The 18,211-nt window shown below is 49.2% G+C and carries 16 protein-coding genes; all 16 read right to left on the reverse strand.

Annotated features, from left to right (window positions below; translation table 11 throughout):
* Nucleotides 1-244: 244 nt before the first annotated feature.
* Nucleotides 245-1,408: a sn-glycerol-1-phosphate dehydrogenase gene (locus ACFPYJ_RS03790; RefSeq protein ID WP_379186706.1), complete on the reverse strand. Its 1,164-nt coding sequence runs from the start codon at nt 1,406-1,408 to the stop codon at nt 245-247.
* An 8-nt stretch (nt 1,409-1,416) separates the two neighbouring features.
* Nucleotides 1,417-2,337 (reverse strand): HAD-IIA family hydrolase, encoded by a 921-nt coding sequence (locus tag ACFPYJ_RS03795; RefSeq protein WP_379186707.1) that lies wholly within the window; start codon nt 2,335-2,337, stop codon nt 1,417-1,419.
* Nucleotides 2,338-2,343: 6 nt separating this feature from the next.
* A complete protein-coding gene (locus ACFPYJ_RS03800) occupies nt 2,344-3,123 on the reverse strand; it encodes a DeoR/GlpR family DNA-binding transcription regulator (RefSeq protein ID WP_379186708.1) in 780 nt (259 codons plus the stop codon).
* Nucleotides 3,124-3,247: 124 nt separating this feature from the next.
* Nucleotides 3,248-4,087, reverse strand: coding sequence for a sugar phosphate isomerase/epimerase family protein (locus ACFPYJ_RS03805; protein WP_379186709.1), 840 nt, complete (start codon nt 4,085-4,087; stop codon nt 3,248-3,250).
* Nucleotides 4,088-4,282: 195 nt separating this feature from the next.
* Complete coding sequence (locus ACFPYJ_RS03810; RefSeq protein WP_379186710.1) at nt 4,283-6,322, reverse strand: molybdopterin-containing oxidoreductase family protein; 2,040 nt, start codon at nt 6,320-6,322, stop codon at nt 4,283-4,285.
* 151 nt (nt 6,323-6,473) lie between these two features.
* Nucleotides 6,474-7,085 carry a sulfite oxidase-like oxidoreductase gene (locus ACFPYJ_RS03815; RefSeq protein ID WP_379186711.1) on the reverse strand — a complete coding sequence of 204 codons (612 nt, stop codon included), beginning with the start codon at nt 7,083-7,085 and terminating at the stop codon, nt 6,474-6,476.
* Nucleotides 7,086-7,328: 243 nt separating this feature from the next.
* Nucleotides 7,329-8,864, reverse strand: a complete 1,536-nt coding sequence (locus ACFPYJ_RS03820) for a leucyl aminopeptidase (RefSeq protein WP_379186712.1) — start codon at nt 8,862-8,864, stop codon at nt 7,329-7,331.
* 70 nt (nt 8,865-8,934) lie between these two features.
* On the reverse strand, nt 8,935-10,308 hold the full coding sequence (locus ACFPYJ_RS03825) for an ATP-binding protein (RefSeq protein WP_379186713.1): 1,374 nt from the start codon (nt 10,306-10,308) through the stop codon (nt 8,935-8,937).
* Nucleotides 10,309-10,311: 3 nt separating this feature from the next.
* Entirely contained in the window at nt 10,312-10,710 is a 399-nt protein-coding gene (locus tag ACFPYJ_RS03830) for an ATP-binding protein (protein WP_379186714.1), read from the reverse strand.
* A gap of 164 nt (nt 10,711-10,874) precedes the next feature.
* Nucleotides 10,875-12,230, reverse strand: a complete 1,356-nt coding sequence (locus ACFPYJ_RS03835; protein ID WP_379186715.1) for an anti-sigma factor domain-containing protein — start codon at nt 12,228-12,230, stop codon at nt 10,875-10,877.
* A complete protein-coding gene (gene sigI / locus ACFPYJ_RS03840; RefSeq protein WP_379186716.1) occupies nt 12,227-13,054 on the reverse strand; it encodes an RNA polymerase sigma factor SigI in 828 nt (275 codons plus the stop codon). Before sigI ends, ACFPYJ_RS03835 begins: the two co-directional genes overlap by 4 nt.
* A 129-nt stretch (nt 13,055-13,183) precedes the next feature.
* Entirely contained in the window at nt 13,184-13,597 is a 414-nt protein-coding gene (locus tag ACFPYJ_RS03845; protein WP_379186717.1) for a hypothetical protein, read from the reverse strand.
* Between the two features lie 181 nt (nt 13,598-13,778).
* Nucleotides 13,779-14,327 (reverse strand): peroxiredoxin, encoded by a 549-nt coding sequence (locus tag ACFPYJ_RS03850; protein ID WP_379186718.1) that lies wholly within the window; start codon nt 14,325-14,327, stop codon nt 13,779-13,781.
* Between the two features lie 295 nt (nt 14,328-14,622).
* A complete protein-coding gene (leuB, locus tag ACFPYJ_RS03855) occupies nt 14,623-15,702 on the reverse strand; it encodes a 3-isopropylmalate dehydrogenase (protein WP_379186719.1) in 1,080 nt (359 codons plus the stop codon).
* Between the two features lie 320 nt (nt 15,703-16,022).
* Complete coding sequence (locus ACFPYJ_RS03860) at nt 16,023-16,682, reverse strand: response regulator (protein ID WP_379186720.1); 660 nt, start codon at nt 16,680-16,682, stop codon at nt 16,023-16,025.
* Nucleotides 16,682-18,043 (reverse strand): sensor histidine kinase, encoded by a 1,362-nt coding sequence (locus ACFPYJ_RS03865; RefSeq protein WP_379186721.1) that lies wholly within the window; start codon nt 18,041-18,043, stop codon nt 16,682-16,684. The genes ACFPYJ_RS03860 and ACFPYJ_RS03865 overlap by 1 nt, the downstream gene beginning before the upstream one ends.
* Between the last annotated feature and the right edge of the window lie 168 nt (nt 18,044-18,211).

Here is an 18,211-nt window from a genome sequence, read left to right on the forward strand (position 1 = left end):
GTGCAGATTTAACTGTATGGAATGCAGTATAGCAGCATGTACGAACAAATGTCACTCTCTATCCTGTATGAAATCCAGTATAGATCAGTGCCAAGGAAAAAATAAATCCAGCATATGATTGACCGCAGTCATGCAGCGCCAATCCGCGCGCCTGGAGCTGCGAGCGGCGCAGAAAGCAGCGAACTGCCGCTATACAGCGGATAACAATTGGCCTCCATTATTGCCAACTTGTTCAGCAGTGAAATCAGGAGTTAATTGGCTTCGCTTCGTTATAAGCTCTAAGCAGCGTATATCGATTAGGACGAACCAGATGCGCTTCATTCAAGCTTCTGTTAAGCAGATCCGGGCTAACCCCAAGCTCCTCTGGAGTAGTGGGTCCTCCTACCGTTTTGAGCAGATGGCGAATGGTTTGCCCGTCAGGAATCCGGCTAATCTCCTCCCGGATGACATGCTGCAGGGCAGCATCAACCGGCACCATCGATTCTGCGGAGAGTTTATGGTACAAATGCGATATCTGTGCGCATGCCACGCCTACTTTGGCTCCATGCAGGATTTGTCTGCTTCCAACGCGGAGGAACTCCATTTCCCAATAGTGGGACAGATGATGCTCTGCACCTGAAGCCGGATGGGACTGCCCGAAGAGCAGCATCGCAAAGCCGGATTCTAGGAGAGCGCCTGTCAGCAGCCGGATGCCCTCTGAGCTGCGCCCTGCTATCTCATCTGCATGATCCACGCACTGCTGAAGCGCGTTTCTTGTCATCTCGGCCACAACCTCGGAATACGGTTCGCCTCCGGCAATGCTGCCGAACTTCCAATCGAATAGGGAGGTGTATTTACCCAGCATATCGCCAAAGCCTGCCGCAACAAGCGCCGCTGGAGCCTTCGTCAGAATGTCCAGATCTGCAAAGATTGCCGACGGTCCAATCGTTGTGATCGTCTTCTTCTCTCCCCTTAGAATGATCGGCGCGCCTTTGGAATTAAATCCATCCACGGAAGGTGCGGTCGGGACCGAGATAAAGGGAATATCCAGTGTATAGGAGGAAAAGCGCGCAATATCATGAAGTGTTCCCGAGCCCACAGCTACAATGGCTTCAGACGGATTTGTCTTCAAATCCAAAATAAGCTGAATAATTGAAGCTTCGTCTGCAATAACATCGCCCTGACGGTCCGGATTGATCAGGGTTACGCGTGCTGTTATGCCAAGCTCTTGTATGGATGCCTCCAATGCCGCTCCGGCAATTTCATACGTGTTTGCGTCAGCAACAATCGAGACTGCGGTATAGGACTGTTCTTTCAAGTAAGGTGCGACCTGCTTAACAGCCCCGTGTTCAAGCTGGACTGGACCGATGGCCAGCAAGCCGGGGTCATAACCTTCAATTTTCGAAGCTGCTTGTTTAATTTTATGCATGAAATCGCTCATCCTAGTTCCTCGTTTCTTTGTAATAGAGTAGATAGTGCAGTAAGGGATTCCCAAATCCAATCGGGTTTATCGGCTGCCGACTTTGCATCCTCCATGCTTGCGGAGCCGCTAAGCACAAGCGCAGTTCGTATTCCTGCCTGCTTGCCAAGACGGATATCCGATGCAAAACTATCGCCGATCACAACGCAGCGATCGGCCGGAAGATCAAGCAAGCGCAGTGCAGCATCCGACATGACCTTAGATGGTTTGCCGATCACAATTTCGACTTCTTGGCCGGCAGCCGCAACAATCGCGCCTATCATCCCGCCGACATCAATAGATTCGCCATCATCCCCCGGAAAGGATTTATCGGCATTCGTAGCGATGATCCTCGCTCCATGACGTACTGCCCGGAATGCCTGATTCAGCTCTGCGTACGTGAGTGTCTCGTGCAGGGTAATCACTAACCAATCTGCTTCTTCAGGCCGCTCCGCTAATGCCAGTTTTGCAATAGATAACTCATCTCTTAGGCCCTGTTCCCCAAGCACCCATGCTTTGGCGGACGGGTAATTGGCCTGCAGATATTGAGCCGTAACCGTAGATGAGAGCAGAATCTCTTCCGGCCGGACATCAATCCCCATACTCTTCAGTTTGTCATGGCACATCGTTCGCGAGATGTTACCCCGGTTGCTTAGAAACACCATCCGTTTCCCGCGGGACCGCAGGAGCGCAATGGACTCTTTGGCTCCATCTATCGCCTGTTTGCCCCGGTATACCGTTCCGTCCAAATCAATAATGTAACCATCGATCGTATCTATCATGTCAGGATCGTTCCTTCCGCTGTGCTTCTCCTCTCTATTTTCGCCCCATTTATCTTCGAGTGTCAACGACTGTTTGCTTTTGTTGTCGTTTTCAAACGTTATCACATGACGATTCATTTCTTGTTATTTTGCCGTCGCAATGATGATTTCCGGACCGCGGATTCGCCGGAGGAATTCGGGATCCGCCTTGGCATCCGTAACCAGCGTATGAATATGCTCTAAGAGTACGGAAGTCGCTATTGATCTTCTGCCAAGCTTCGTATGATCCACAAGCGCAATGGTTTGGCGGGCATTCGCCGTCATAACCTTCTTCAGCTCCGCCTCATACAAGCTGAAATCGGTCATGCCCTCCGCAAGGCTCAGCCCTTCTGCGGAAGTAAAGAACAGATCCGCGTGGATCTGCTCCAGAATGCTCTTGCCGATAACGCCCTCAACCGTTCTCGATCCGGCGCGAAGCACGCCTCCAACCAGTATCACGTTTATCCGCGGATTCTGATTCAGTACCATCGCCGATTCCAAACCATTGGTGACAACAGTCAGATAATCATAATCAACCAGCGCTTTGGCCAGCTCCAGCACGGTGGAGCTGGCATCGAGAATGATGCATTGCCCTCTCGCCACCAGACTCGCCGCATGCTGCCCGATCGCTGCCTTCTCCTCATGATTCATATCGCTGCGGGTCGCGGAGTTATTGTCAGCGACAGCAGACTTTGCCGATTTCGACCGGGCAAGAACAGCTCCTCCATGCGTCCTTTCAAGTACCCCTTCTTCCTCCAGCATCCGCAGGTCCGTCCGAAGCGTCCCCTCCGAGACGTTCATTTCCTGCGCCAATTCCTTGACCACGATCTGCTTGTTCCGCCGCAGCAGCTCCATGATTCTATCTCTTCGTTGCGAAGCAAACATAGACAGACCCCCACCGTTTTTCATCTATTATACCGTTAATCGTCGATAAATATCAGTAAACAACAACAAAAATCAGCATTCTCGAAGAAGGCTGATTTCAGTTTGCTTAAGAAATAAACTTCATTTAACCAATCCGAGTCAAAACGCGTTTGATTTCCCGAATGGAGCGTTCCGTATAGTCATCGAAAATTTCAGCAGCCCCGTCACTTGAAGCCGCCAAGTACGGGTTTGATACCGGAGGCAGAAACTCCATCGTAATCGAGCCTTCATATCCAATCTCCGCAAGTGTCTTCATAATCGGCTCAAAATCAGTCTGCCCAAGCCCTGCGGCTTCCCTCGTATTATCGGCGATATGCACATGAATGAGGTAAGGGGCAATCATTCTAAGCGCTTCTGTATGATTGCGCTCCTCGATATTCATATGGAATAGATCGGCCATGATCTGAACGCTCTTGACCTTCACTTCTTCCACCAGACGCCTGGCTGTCGTCAGGTTATTGACGAGATAAGTCTCAAAGCGGTTCAACGCTTCGATAGCAAGCTTCACCGGTTTCGCTGCCGCGTATTGACCGGCTTCCTGCAAGCTGTTCACCGCATTCGACCATTCTGCGGCCGCGCTCGACTGCGGGTCAGGTGCTGTCTTGCCGACCGGGGCGGGCACGACGATAACGAGCTTGGCACCCAGCCTCTCTGCCATATCGACGCAGTCCTTCACATATTGAATGGCATTGCCCCGGACCGCAGGATCAGATGAAGAGAGATCTCTCTCCGGCGTATAAATTCCGCATATTGACGTACAAACCATTTCATATTGATGAAGCAGCTCTATAATCCGCTCCAAATCCATCTTGTAGGGCTCTCCCGCAAGCTCAACCCCGTCGTATCCGTATTTTTTCAACCGAATCAGGCTTGTCTCTATATCTTCATTGCCAAATATCCATTGTGTCGCACTGTAGGTATACAAGATCATCTGTCCTCTCTGAATCTGGATTAAACTTCACAGCAGGCTTGTACCCGCGGCAGAACCGTTCTTCGAACAAACGGTACATTTCATCAAGGGTTGGCACGATAGTCCATGGATAACTCTTCGTTTCCCCAAGGACAAGCCCGATTCTTAAGGCGCAGCTTTTGCGCTGACTATATTGCAAAAATCCTCACTCTAGCACTTCTCCACCTCAACTCGCCCTGAGAAGAAAGTTGCTCCTTCCCCCATATCCGCCACCCGGTCGGGAGTCAATGCATTGAGAGTCGACTTGCCGGTTTCTCCATCCGCCCATAGACCTTGGCATAGAACTACGCCTGGCAGAACATCCTCTCCCACTGCAGCCTTCAGCTCACAGCTGCCGCGCTTATTCCATACCCGAACCGCGTCTCCGGCTGCGATACCAAGAGCGGAAGCATCCGCTATATTCATATACAGCTTCGGCGTCTTCTCCAGCTGTACATGCTTCTCATTGTTGGAGAAGGTTGAATTAAGGAAGTTATGATTAGCTGTCGGAATGAACAGGAACGGCAGCGGTTCATCTTCGGCAAGAGGCACATAGGTCGGCAGTGCCGGGAACCCCCTGCGCTCCATCGTTTTGGAATACAGCTCGATCTTTCCGCTTGGCGTGCGCAGCTTTCCGGGGAACAGCGGCTTCACCGAAGCTTTAATAAACTGCTGCTCCATCAATCGCTCAGCGGTTATTCCTTGAAGGTTTGGATTGTTGGGATTATTCAGTGCCTGATTGATCATGTCCTCCGGCGTGTCCAGGAAAGCCTGCTCCTCTCCGAAGCCCATAGCTGCCGCCAACAACCGGAATACCTCGTCATTGGATTTGCTTTCCCCGAAAGGGGCTATAACCGGCTGTTGAATCTGCACATAATGATGCCAATAGGAGCTGTATAAATCCGTATTCTCAAAAGCTGAAGTCGCCGGAAGCACGATATCCGCATAGGATGCCGTCTCTGTCAGGAACAGATCATGCACGACGGTGAACAGATCATCCCGCGACAGTCCTTCACGCACCTTGTTCGCATGCGGAGCCACGAGTGCCGGATTCGAATTATACACGTACAACGAGCGGATTGGCGGGTCTAATTCGAGCAGCGCACTGCCAAGCAAATTCATATTGATCCGTCTTGTGCTCGTCTTCATCAGATCCGGCCGCTCCAAGGCACGATGATTCAGCGTCAGATGGCCGCCGTTGCCTTTAATCGCGCCTCCGCCAAGCTTCAGCCACTGGCCTGTTAACGCCGGCAAGCAGGCAATCGTCCGAATCGTCATGCCGCCGTTATCGTGATGCTGAGGGCCGTTGCCGATACGAATAAAGGCAGACTCCGTCTCCCCGTACATACGTGCAAGCTTGAATAGATCATCAACGGGTACGCCGGTAATCGATGAAACAACCTCAGGTGAATACTGCTTCACATGCTCGCGCAGCTCTTCATAACCGACGGTATATTGGTGAAGAAAATCCTCATCAACCTTGCCCTCGGCGAACAAAATATGCATCATTCCAAGCGCAAGCGCAGAATCCGTCCCCGGCAGTATCGGAATAAACCAGTCCGCCCACTTAGCTGTACGGTTATTATGAACATCGATTACAACGATTTTGGCTCCGTTCCTGCGAGCCTTCTCCGCAATTGTAACCTGATGCATATTCGTGCTGACCGCATTGATTCCCCACATAATGAACAGCTTGGCATGAACCGAATCCTCAGGATCTATTCCATAGCTTCCGCCCATCGTATACCCATACCCTTCCGACCCGGCCGCTTCACAAATCGAGTAAATAAGCCTGCTTGCGCTCATTCGGTTAAAAATCCGTCTGCCCATGCCCTCTGTGCCGATTCTGCCCATATTCCCATAAAAGCTGTACGGCAGAATCGCTTCGGCGCCTTCGGCAGCAATAACCGCTTTCCACCGGCCTGTGATCTCCTTGATCGCTTCCTCCCAAGTGATCCGCTCGAACCGGCTGTCGCCTTTACGGCCCACCCGTCTCATCGGGTAACGAAGACGCTTCTCGTCATAGATGCGCTCCCCCATGTGGCGGACTTTATTACAGATTGCGCCCTGCGTGACCGGATGAGACGGGTCACCTTCTATTTTCACGATTTTACCATCCTCTTTATGAACCAGAAGTCCGCACTGGTCTGGACAGTCCAGTGAACACACGGATGGAAAAACACCGGTTTGCTGTTCGATCATTGATTTCATTGTCTTATGATTGCTCCCTTCACCTGCTAAGCTAGTGATTAGAATCATTATAAAGAAAGCGGGGCAAAGATCAAAGTGTTTTCGCAATAATGTAAGAAAGACACAGGCGATTAAGGTTCGCTTGTGTCTTCTCCAGTCTTCTTATATGCACCTAGTCAAAATCATATCGCTGCTCATCCCATGGATTTCCATACATATGGTACCCGTTCCGCTCCCAGAAGCCCGGCTTGTCAGCAGCCATAAACTCGATGCCGCGCAGCCACTTTGCGCTCTTCCAGAAGTACAGATGAGGTACGACCATCCGCACAGGGTACCCATGCTCCGGCGTCAGCAGCTCCCCATTGTGGCGGAGCGCCAGGAATGAAGTCTCCCTCAGGAAGTCCTCCATCGGCAGGTTCGTCGTGAAGCCATGCTCCGCATGCAGCATCACAAACTTCGCCTCCGGCTTCAGTTTGATTTTGTCCATGATGGTGGAGACCGCAATCCCTTCCCATACGTTATCGAGCTTCGACCAGGTCGTCACGCAGTGAATATCGTTGCCGAACTCTTGCCTTGGCAGCTCCATAAACTCGCTGTAGGGAATTACAACCTCTTCCTCGACGAGTCCAAGCAGCTTCAAATTCCATGTACTCAAATCCTTATAAATAGGAACCTCGCCATGATGCAGGACCGGAAATCCTGCTGTCAGCCTCTGGCCTGGCGGTGTGCGGGAACCATCATCACCCGCTTCATTCTTTTTAGTGCTGCCGATTCCAAAAGCCATTGCTACCTGCCTCCATTCTTTAGTAAACGCGGCTGCGTGGCCTCACGCAGGACCAACGGCCCGATTGTAAGCGAAAGAATCAATAATGCAGCGCCGATGAGGAATGAAACCCCATAGCTTTGCAGCCACAGCGGGCTGTCTTCAATGCGTTTTTAAATCACGCACGGAACAAACATGATTCCAAAATGACATGTTGATGTAACCCCTTCTTGGTGTCGTAAAGGTTAGTTCTTATTCAGTTTGTTACACCAGCAGCTCGCCCAATGTTCGAACCATTACTCCTGTAGCGCCTTTTGTCTCCCAGGTACGCTCATGATCCAGCCAAGCTGTTCCGGCAATATCCAAATGCACCCAAGGTTTCTCCTCTGCGAAAGCGCCGATAAACAATCCGCCGATGCTCGCCCCGCCAAAACGGCTTCCGCCATTCTTCATATCGGCTGCATCGCTGTCCAGCTGCTTGCGGAATTCAGGGTAAGCGGGCATCGGCCAAATGCGTTCGCCGGCTTTTTTCGATGCCAGCACGACCTCATGCTGCAGCACTTCATCATTCGTGATTGAGCCTGTCGCAACGTCACCAAGCGCGACCATCACGGCACCCGTTAATGTCGCAACGTCTATCAGCTTCGTTGCACCCCGGCGAATGGCCGTCGTAAGCCCATCTGCCAGAACAAGACGTCCTTCCGCATCGGTATTGACGATTTCAACCGTCGTTCCATTCATCATTTTCAAGACATCACCGGGCTTGAACGCACGGTCAGACGGCATATTCTCTGCGGTCGGAATGACTGCAACCACATTGATCTCCGGCTTGAGCTCGCCAATAATGCGGACTGCCCCCAGCACTGCTGCCGCACCGCCCATATCACTGATCATTTCCTCCATGCCAGGCGCCTTCTTCAGCGAAATACCGCCAGTATCAAAGGTGATTCCTTTCCCGATAATCCCCCATGTTTCTTCGCTGTCAGGAGCGCCTTGATAATGAATAACGATCATTCGCGGCGGGTTGACGCTGCCTTGACCTACACCGAGCAAGCCTCCCATTCCCTGTTCAGCTGCTGTCCATTCATCAATGATTTCACAATCGAGGCTGTAGCTCAGGGCAAGTCTTTCCGCTTCCTCGGCCAGTATCTCAGGCGTCAGTTTATTTGCAGGTAAATTAGTCAAATCCCTTGCAAGCTTCACCGAATCAGCAAATACGGCGCCCCGGCGAATCCCCGCCGTCCATTGCTCCGAGCTCTCAGCCGATTGCTGAGCAGACCCGCTATGCACAGGCGAGAATAAGACCGATTGCACAGACGATTGACGCTTCTCGTCCTCTTTCTTTTCCGTCCTGCGTGTATAAGATCCTAGTGAATAACCCTCAGTCAGCGCCTGAGCCGCTTGGCTAACCGTATATTCCACAGCGCCCAGGAAGAGTGAATCTTGTACAAGCTGCTGTACTTGGACTGCCTTGACTCGTCTGGCGGCTTTAGCTGCCGCTGCAGCAGAATCACGTAAACCATGAACCGTTAACCCGCCATCCGGTGAAATCCCGACATAAATGACATGCGAGGCCGGCAGTAAACCCAGCGTAGGCAGAACGAGCACTTCTTTAGGCTCCGCTTTAAACAGCTCCTTATCAAAATGCCCGCGAAGCGCTTCATCAAGCTGAGGATGCACCCACTGCGCGCGAGCAGCATCCTCCCGTTTCAGCTCCTCACGGCTAATAAATCTCACTATTACATCAGCCACATTACTCCCATCCTGCCCATTTACTCCATATGTAAATTGAACACTCATCTTCAACAACTCCTCTAGTAACTTTGTCTATCATAACGCAAAAAAATCGGGTTTCCCCGATTTTAATCCTTTATTCAACCAATGGCAAATAGATATTAAATTCCGTACCTTCCCCGGCGTTGCTTGATACTCGGATCGTCCCGCCATGGTTGCGGACAATCCGGTAGCTGACCGATAATCCAAGTCCGGTTCCAGCGACCTTCGTCGTAAAAAATGGATCGAACAGCTTCGCTTTCGTCGTCAAATCCATGCCTTTGCCGTTATCCCGAATCGTAATTTCCCCGTACGTTCCGTCCCGCTTCGTTATGATGTCGATACGTCCGCTCCGGTCATCATCCAGCTCACCAATCGCATCCATTGCATTACGAACGATATTCAATATCACTTGCTTGATCTGCTTCACATCAATCGAAATCGTCAAATCCTCATCATACGTTTCATGATTGATCTGACAGCCCTTCATTAGCGCTTCACTGTCGGAGAGAAGAATGACTTCTTTCAGAAGGGAGTTTATGAGCACTTTCTGTTTCATGGGGGCAGAGGGTTTGGAAGAGTTTAGAAATTCATAAATAATATCGTTAGCCCGGTCAATCTCTGCAAGGATAATCCGGGAATATTCTTCTTTGCCAAGCTGAATCAAATGGGGTCTGAGCAGTTGAATAAAGCCTCGTATGGAAGTAAGCGGATTTCGGATTTCATGTGCAATAGAAGCCGCGATTTTACCCAGCATGGCAAGCTTGTCATTCTGATAAGCAGATTGCTCAATTTGCTTATATTCCGTAACATCCTTCACGCTGAAGAGATAATCACCTTCCAGCTGATCCCCGTATGTCACGGTTACGAGCAGATGTCTGCCGCTGGCATCTTGAAACTCCAGATAGCGGCTTCGTCTAAGAAAAATTTCTTTATAGATTCGCAATACGATTCGTTTGGTTCCCCGGCGCAGCTGTGGGTGATATAACAAATCGGTTAAATTACTGCCAATAAGCGCCTTTCGCGGAATATCCAGCAGCCGGGCCATCTGCAAATTAACGAATGATAATATCCCGTCCCCATCAAAAATAGCAATTCCGCTATCCATATGCTGGAGAACATTCTCATATTTATTCTTTACCATACGAAACGAGCGATGAGAATTTAACAGCATGTCCCGCATTTCACTAAACCGCTGCTCGGGTGTCTGATCAGGCTGCAGCCGAAATCGAAAAGCTACCATTAATTCGATGAGGAAAATAAAGGACCGGCTGTAAAGTTTGAGTGCTTCTTCCGATTCCACGTTGGCCACAAGCATTTGCATCGATTCTTCGTGGATTGCAATAATGTCTTCCGGATGAATGCCGTGAAGCAATTTACCGATTTCAGTTGCTTCAAAAAGCGATGCCTCGCTACCGCTTCTTATGTATTCGGCAAGCGCCGGAAAATAGCGCTTTCGAATGGGGTGCATGGCTTACTCCTCTCCTGCAGCACAAATCGTTGAGTCGATTCGCAATGGTAATACCTTCCATTTCCGAAACGTAATCATCGTCCCTCGCAGCGGATCACAGGTCACATCCAAATCGGCGGCTACCTTTTCAAACCATAGCGGATTAACACGGGTTGGACCTCGATAATGATCAAATAAGCGTACCTCAATTCCCGATTTCACTTCTCCTTTGTGAGATCCGATTGCCCGAATCGTCATATGACCTTTCTCTGAGAGGGAAATTAGATAGAGCGCAAGTTCTGAGATGGTGTACGTGATGACCGTTTGATCAACCAAATTGAAGCCAACCATCCTTGCGATGTCTCTTCCTTTCTGACGAACTAGGATTGCATCAGACAACTCTTGAATGCGAAACATTTCCACTTGTCTTTCGCCCCCGCTCATAGTGATCATAAGAGTTAAGGAATACGGTTACAATTATCATAGAGATAACGCCTAATTTATGTCAACAGGAGATACTGTCGAATTTTGCCGCATTAGACCAACCCAAAAAAGGCAACAGCAATCGATGCCACTGCCTTCGCATGTTATCCCTTAATGATCTTGACGATTTGACTGCTGCTTCTTGGAATATTCCTTTTCGAATCATTTTTCTTCGATTCATCCCTTCTCGAATCATCCCTTTTGGACTTCTTCTTATCGGATGAATGGTCACGAAGCTTGGATTTCTCTTTATCCGCAGATGAAGGTGATTGAGCGGAATTTTGATTCCGCCCCTCCACCTTTGCATTGTCTTTCTCATTATTGGAACGAGATCCTTCTCGTTCATTGTTGTTTTTTTGATCATCATTTTTATCATCTTGATAATCACGTTTATCTTCACTGTTCTTATCTATGATTTCATTTCCGCGCTTTATGCCGCCGGCCTTATCGGCCTGATCCTGAGTCGGATTCGTCTTGGCAGACTGCTGCTTCCCATTAGAAGATTGTTCTTTTTTAGGTATATCCTTGTCCTTCTCTTTTTCCTTCTCGCTTTTTCTTTCTTGCTTCCTTCTGTCTCTTTCTTGTTTCTTCGCATCCTTCAGTTTCTTCTCTTCGCTGAGCAGCCTCTTAAGCTGTTCCTTCTGCGTATCTTCCTTCTTTTGCGCAGCGGCGTCATCTGACTTCGAATTATCAATGACCGATTTCACTCCACCCCAAGCCTTAGCAGTCTGATGAATGGAATGCGTCTTCAGCTCATGAATCGTGACCTGATGCCCCTTACTCTTCGCTAATAGATAGAAAGCCATCTTCCCGGAGGATAATCCATCGGCCTTCGCCTCTTCCCGAAGCTCCTTGGGAGCCGACAGCGTCGTTACTTCAACGTGCTGGCTTGCTGCATGATCCGTCTTCGTGAGTGCTTTGCGAACGGCAGCATCTACATGTTCCTTCAGGTCCTTCTCATAAGCAGGCTGATGATCTTCATTAACAAGGACACTGGTGATAATGACGTCGCCTTCCCCGTCCTTGATGTAGTGACCGGCTTCGACACGCTCCATGATGGCCTCGGCTACCTGATTGACCGGAAGACCTTTATAGGTTAGATCTGCAGTAACGTCAGCCCCGTCTTTATTAATGGCATGCAGTTCTTCCACCCGCTCATCTTTATTAACGCCAAGCTCAATACTCGGGTTAATATCCATGGTTAAGTATGCCACAACCTGCGAATCAGCAGGCCTCTCCTTCATGAACAAAGGAATGCAGAGCAGAAGCATGGCAGCTGCCGCTCCGATGCTGAAACTATATAAGATACGCGGTCTGCTGCGCGGCCGAGCATGCTCAGAGAAGGTAATCTCTTCGCCAATCTTCGGCTGTTTATCCGTAGGTACCTTACGGAATTGACCATCCGGCATCATCACAATAACATGTCGTTTCCCATTCTCCATTACGATTCCACGACTCATGCCCGGCCTCCTTTCACTTGTTGGTTAGGTGCTTCATCAATTTGATGTGGCTGCAGGTATGATTGTAAATATGGATATTTCCCTGTATGTAAAATCGCTAGAGCGATAATATATTTGCGGTTACGTTCAATCGTCTTTCTTGAGACAGATGCCATCTCACAAAGTTCCTTAACAGGCAGCTTCTGTTTGACTTCAAAAGCCTCAAACAAATGCTCTGCCTCAACAAATAAGCGGCTAATCGCGATTAATAATTGTCTTGAGTCGGCATGTTTGGGCGATATTTCCGGAAGCTCCGCGAAGGAAATGCCATAGCCCTTTAAGCATGTATTGTATTCTTCAATTTCTTGCCGTCTTGCTTCCTCATCTTGTTCTTGAACATATCGCTGAACCGCCTCACGCGTCTCAATGGGATTAACGGCCATTTCTTCATCATCAGTTCCGTCGAATGCGCTGTAAGGAACCGTAGTGGAATGGCGCTGTTCTTTTCGGACATAGTCAATAAGCCTACGCCGAACGACCGTTTCTACAAATCCGAGAAACGATTTTCCTGCATGGCTTGAATATTGATCGATCGCTTCGTTGAAAGCGCTCAGCGCAATACTGAACTCATCATCACGCGTGGGATCGATGTATCTCTTGCAGAACCGACTCGTCACCTTTGCGATATAAGGTTTATAGGCTTGTATGAAATCATCCCGAGATGCCTCACCCGACCGGATAAGCTCCACCGTTTCCTCCGGTGATCTCCGCTCTTCATTCTCGCCGTTTCGTGTCACTGCCGGTGTTTGCTTGCCGAAGAATCGTTTGAATAGTACGAGTAGCAACCGCTCCACCTCACATCTACATTTTTCGTGCTGCCTCTGTCACTTGAGGGGGCATAGATAAAAGTTTTATTAAAAAAATGAAAAAGCCTCCTTTTCAGGAGGCATGCCCGAATCCGAATTCTCAATACCTTAGAAGTGAAGACGCTGCTGCAGCTTGTTGCGCCGTTGGTTCAATACACCAAGCCTTTTCTTAAGCTCAGCCTCCCAAGCTTCATCCACAATTTGTTTGGCAAAGCACAGAAGATCCAGCGCCATGTCAATTTGATTGGTCACGACATCCATGGGATCCTCGTTCTCATTATTCACACAATTCTCGAACAGCGTTTTCTCTTCCTGCTCAACATATTCAATAAAATCAACCTCGGAGGCCCCGTCACCGTGGGCATACTCAGCCAATATCTCATATTCATTTTCAATCATGTGGTGAATATCGACTCGGTGGCACACAGGACAAAAAAGAATAGGAACATTATGAATATGCGTTCGAAAATGCTTTAGTGTACCGCTGGTACCAATCATGCTCGCTCCACAACAAAAACTCATGCCCTTCTCCCCCTTAACCTCCATTAACCCAACCTGAATCACCTTGAAACCTTTATAACTTATTCGCGATAGGGTGATGAAATTCCTGCTTCCCTTTGCTTTTTGGGTGAATATAGAAAACCCCGGCAACCTCGTAAGGTTCCGGGATTTACTATTTCTATAATAGGCTTGTCTGACTTTCTTATTTAGCAACCAGGTGTTTGTCGCCTGGTTTCCAGTTGATTGGGCACAATCCGCCGGATTGCAGAGCTTGCAGTACACGAAGCGTTTCTTCAACGCTGCGGCCTACATCGTTGTGATTAACAACTTGATATTTAACTTCACCTTCTGGATCAATAATGAAAAGTCCGCGAAGTGCAATACCTTCTTCTTCAATCAAAACGCCGTAATCACGCGCAGCGCTCTTCGTAATGTCAGCAGCAAGCGGGAAGTTCAACTTGCCAAGACCATTGTCATTAACTGGTGTGTTAATCCAAGCGCGGTGGCTGTGTTTGCTATCTACGCTGACACCAAGAATTTCAGTGTTAAGCGCTTTGAAGGACTCAGCAGCATCGCTAAGTGCTGTAATTTCAGTCGGGCAAACAAAAGTAAAATCTAGTGGATAGAAGAAAAATACCAGCCATTTTCCTTTGTAATCCGAAAGTGCTGCCGTGCTGAAATCTGTTCCATCACCTGTTACAGTCTCCAATTTGAAATCCGGAGCCGGTTGACCAACCAAACGTTCTGCCATTGTAAAATACCTCCTAAGATTTTTGCGATACTTCCTGAAATAGCTTCTGCAATTTAGCAAAAATTACCTCGAAAGCATTCGCTTTGTTTTTGCGGCACTTCCTGAAATGACTTCTGCGGTTAAGCAAAATTCACTTCGAAAGCATTCGCTGTGCTGCTGCGGATTCTTCCTAAGAAAGCATCCGCAATTTGGCGCTATTTATGTGCTTTAGCACTTGATGACCTAGTTAAAATCCTACCATCACATTGTAACAAAGTCAACAATGAAATTAATACTATTTAATAATTATTACAATTTACTTTTTCATTGCAGCGATGATCAAATCGCCCATTTCAGTTGTACCGATCGCTTTGCTCTTATCAACCGCGATATCACCCGTACGGTGGCCCGCATCAAGAACGGATTTAACCGCATCTTCAATGACTTGTGCGGCTTCCGCATAACCGAAAGTAAGGCGGAACATAAGTGCCACAGAAAGAATAGTCGCAATTGGGTTGGAAATGCCTTGTCCGGCAATGTCAGGTGCGGAGCCATGTACCGGCTCGTACAAGCCGAAGCTGCCTTCGCCCAGTGAAGCGGAGGAAAGCATGCCGATCGAACCTGTAAGCATAGCCGCTTCATCACTCAGGATATCACCGAACATGTTCTCCGTAACGATAACGTCAAAGCTTGATGGACGGCGAAGCAATTGCATTGCACAGTTGTCTACCAAGATGTGCTCCAGCTCAACATCTGGATATTCAGGAGCAATCCGGTTAACCACTTCACGCCATAGACGGGAGGTCTCAAGCACGTTCGCTTTATCAACTGATGCCAGCTTTTTGCGGCGAGTACGGGCGATTTCGAAGCCTTGGCGAGCGATGCGTTCTACTTCAGCAACATTGTATACGCAGGTATCGACCGCTTCTTCCCCTTGTGCGCCCTCGCGGCGGAACTTCTCACCGAAATAAATACCGCCTGTTAGCTCACGAACAACAATCAGATCCGTGCCTTCAAGAACCTCCGGCTTGAGTGTGGATGCTTCTTTCAGACAGTCAAACACGTTAGCTGGGCGGATGTTGGAGAACAAGCCAAGCTCTTTACGAATGCCGAGCAAGCCTGTTTCCGGGCGAAGCTCCTTCGGATTGTTGTCCCATTTTGGGCCGCCGACAGCGCCGAGCAGTACGGCATCCGCTTTTTTACAAATATCTAATGTTTCCTGCGGCAGGGGTGTTCCTTTCTCATCAATTGCAATACCGCCGAATAAGCCGTGTTCGGTCTCGAACTGATAGCCGAACAGCTCCTCCGTTTTCTTCAATACCTTCAGTGCTTCCCCTACAACTTCAGGTCCGATACCGTCACCCGCGATAACCGCGATTTTTTTTACGTCAGCCATTCTAATGTTACTCTCCTTTTATGCAGGGCCTATAGTCTCCTGTCAGCATGCATCGCGCTAATGGAAGGCTTCCCTTTTGATTATGATTCTCAGTCTACTCTTAGTTGTACCATATTCAAGCCCGTAAGACAAAGATATGAAAGCTATGACTTTTATAGGCTGTGAATATAAGAACGTAAACTGGATTTCGTACAGGATAGAAGAGAGATATTGCTTCGCTGCGGCGGCTATACTGGATTCCATGCAGTTATATGAGACCAGTATAGCCACCAACAGCCGTGAATGGCGATGAGGCGATGCGATGAGACCGCGTGTCAGCTCTAGAATAAGTCGTTATCCTTCGCTTTCTGTGCCGCTTCCTTGCTGCTTTTACCGCCGAGCTTCCGTAAAATATTGTTCACGTGATTCTTGACCGTACGAACGGACAGAAAGGACTTCTCCGCAATCTGCGACTGGCTGTAGCCATTGTGGATCATCGAGAGCAGCTGCACCTCGGAGGGCGTCAGCATCCGCTTAAACTTTTCCACCTCATAGTCGCGTTCAAGCTTCTTAAGCCGTCTGAATTCCTCGAGCATTTGGCGGGCAGCGGATGCATCAATAGCGGATTGATCGACCGCAGCTTTGCGGACAGCGTCAGGTATAGAGGAAAAATCCGACTTCACCAAATAGTTGACGGCGCCCGCGCGAAAAGCTTCAACGACATAAGCCCGATCCTCCATGGATGTCAGCATGATGATACGGGCACCAGTAGCGCCGGATAGTTCGCCGGCAAGCCGAAGTCCATCCGCACTGTCTGCAAGCATAATGTCGAGTAAGATAATGTCCGGATTCATCTGGACTGCAAGCAGCAAAGCTTTCTCTGGCTCATCCGCTTCTGCAATGACCTTGATATCCATCTCATTATTTAAATACGCAGATAACCCCCTCCGCCAATCCGGATCATCCTCTACGATCATGACATGAATCGGTGTACGGTTCATCAGTAGACCCCTTTACTTCTTTTTAGAGATGGAAAATGAAACCTCACGATCGTTCCGACACCGATCTCGCTTTGAATCCGCAGCTCTCCGCCTTGTCGGTTCATGAGCTGATAGCAATAAGCCAGGCCAAGGCCAAAATTCATCGCTCTGCCGCTCTTTGTCGTGAAGAAGGGTTCCACGATTTTCTTGAGATGCTGCTTTTCAATACCGACGCCGGTATCCCTAACCTCAATTGTGCTGCCTCTTTTTCCGCCGATTACCTTCACATGCAGCTCCCCGCCCCCCGGCATCGCCTCGATGGCGTTCAACAAGACATTGCTCAGCGCCTCCGAAGTCTGCAGCACGTCGGCAATTGCCTCCGCTTGCTCATCATATTCAGCTTGAACCGCAATTTGTCCTGCGCTTGTCCGCGGCTCTAGAGCCTGCAGCTGTTCACGAACGAGCAAAGCCAGATTAACCCGCAGAGGCAATAACTGCAGCTCCTGTGTACGTTCATGCACACTGCGTATCATGGACTCAATATGTGAGGTCGCAGAGGTAATAACACGAAGATCTTCTCGAAGCTCTGAACTGGCTTCTGCTGACCGGTTGATCTTATCGCTGAACAGTTTTATTTTTCCAATATCATTCTTAATGGCATGGTTGAGCATCGCCGTTCCACTTGTAATAGCTCGAAGAGAGTAATCCAGCTGACGCCGCTCAATAAGGAGCTGCACGCCAAGAAAACCAAAGTTGAACAGCGCAACAATGAATATAACGAATGCAACAGCTATCGGCCAAACATTGTAGCGCCACATACCGAATAGACCAAATAACGGCAGCACAAAATTCATTAAAAGCGCAATCAAGATAACAGGAATGACCGCTGCGATCAGAACTCTGTGCGCCCTGCGTTCAGAGGGATGCACACTCTTTTTGGTCAGCAGCAGCAGGGCGCCGATCAAGATATACGGAATCGCCCAGCAGCCAAGAATCGAGAAATGCACAGGCGTCTCATCCGCGATTGGAAGAGCCAGCATACCAAGCGGCAGCACTGCGGTAATAACAGACAATCTCCGGCCTAGGGCAGCCGGCAAAGCATGGGAATGATACGCCGCGCCGAAACAGAGGAACGCATAAGGAAGTCCATAATAGCTCATCCAGGAACAACCGCGCTGCACGATGCGCAGCAGCCGTTCTGCAGAAGCATCAATTTGCCCGCTCCCATAAAGGGATACAATCCAGCCCTCCAGCACCGATGCGAGCGCGCCCATCCCTCCGCAGAAGGATACGAAGCTGAGCCAGCGCCCTGCCGGATTGCTCCGATTGGCGGCAAGCAGCAGTGCAGAAACCAGCCAAAGCACGATCCATACAAATAACATTTGTCTCTATCCCCCGTGCGTGAAGAAAATGTCGAATGAATTTCCTACATTATAGCATGCTCCTCGGCTTCGAAGTGAGTAAGAAGTAAAGACTGCATTTGCAAAGCAGTCTGCACATAAGTAAATGGCCTCATCTCTTATTCTTGGTCCTGATCAATCTTCCTGCAT

It is taken from the genome of Paenibacillus solisilvae (genome assembly GCF_042656405.1).
Lineage (GTDB): Bacteria > Bacillota > Bacilli > Paenibacillales > Paenibacillaceae > Paenibacillus_Z > Paenibacillus_Z solisilvae.

Coding starts and splice junctions, on each gene's coding strand:
- ACFPYJ_RS03820 (WP_379186712.1), bottom strand. CDS start 8,864: ATGAGTGTTCAATTTACATATGGAGTAAATGGGCAGGATGGGAGTAAT.
- ACFPYJ_RS03865 (WP_379186721.1), bottom strand. CDS start 18,043: ATGTTATTTGTATGGATCGTGCTTTGGCTGGTTTCTGCACTGCTGCTT.
- ACFPYJ_RS03845 (WP_379186717.1), bottom strand. CDS start 13,597: ATGAGTTTTTGTTGTGGAGCGAGCATGATTGGTACCAGCGGTACACTA.
- ACFPYJ_RS03800 (WP_379186708.1), bottom strand. CDS start 3,123: ATGTTTGCTTCGCAACGAAGAGATAGAATCATGGAGCTGCTGCGGCGG.
- ACFPYJ_RS03860 (WP_379186720.1), bottom strand. CDS start 16,682: ATGAACCGTACACCGATTCATGTCATGATCGTAGAGGATGATCCGGAT.
- ACFPYJ_RS03850 (WP_379186718.1), bottom strand. CDS start 14,327: ATGGCAGAACGTTTGGTTGGTCAACCGGCTCCGGATTTCAAATTGGAG.
- ACFPYJ_RS03815 (WP_379186711.1), bottom strand. CDS start 7,085: ATGGCTTTTGGAATCGGCAGCACTAAAAAGAATGAAGCGGGTGATGAT.
- ACFPYJ_RS03790 (WP_379186706.1), bottom strand. CDS start 1,408: ATGCATAAAATTAAACAAGCAGCTTCGAAAATTGAAGGTTATGACCCC.
- ACFPYJ_RS03825 (WP_379186713.1), bottom strand. CDS start 10,308: ATGCACCCCATTCGAAAGCGCTATTTTCCGGCGCTTGCCGAATACATA.
- ACFPYJ_RS03810 (WP_379186710.1), bottom strand. CDS start 6,322: ATGAAATCAATGATCGAACAGCAAACCGGTGTTTTTCCATCCGTGTGT.
- ACFPYJ_RS03835 (WP_379186715.1), bottom strand. CDS start 12,230: ATGAGTCGTGGAATCGTAATGGAGAATGGGAAACGACATGTTATTGTG.
- ACFPYJ_RS03795 (WP_379186707.1), bottom strand. CDS start 2,337: ATGAATCGTCATGTGATAACGTTTGAAAACGACAACAAAAGCAAACAG.
- leuB (WP_379186719.1), bottom strand. CDS start 15,702: ATGGCTGACGTAAAAAAAATCGCGGTTATCGCGGGTGACGGTATCGGA.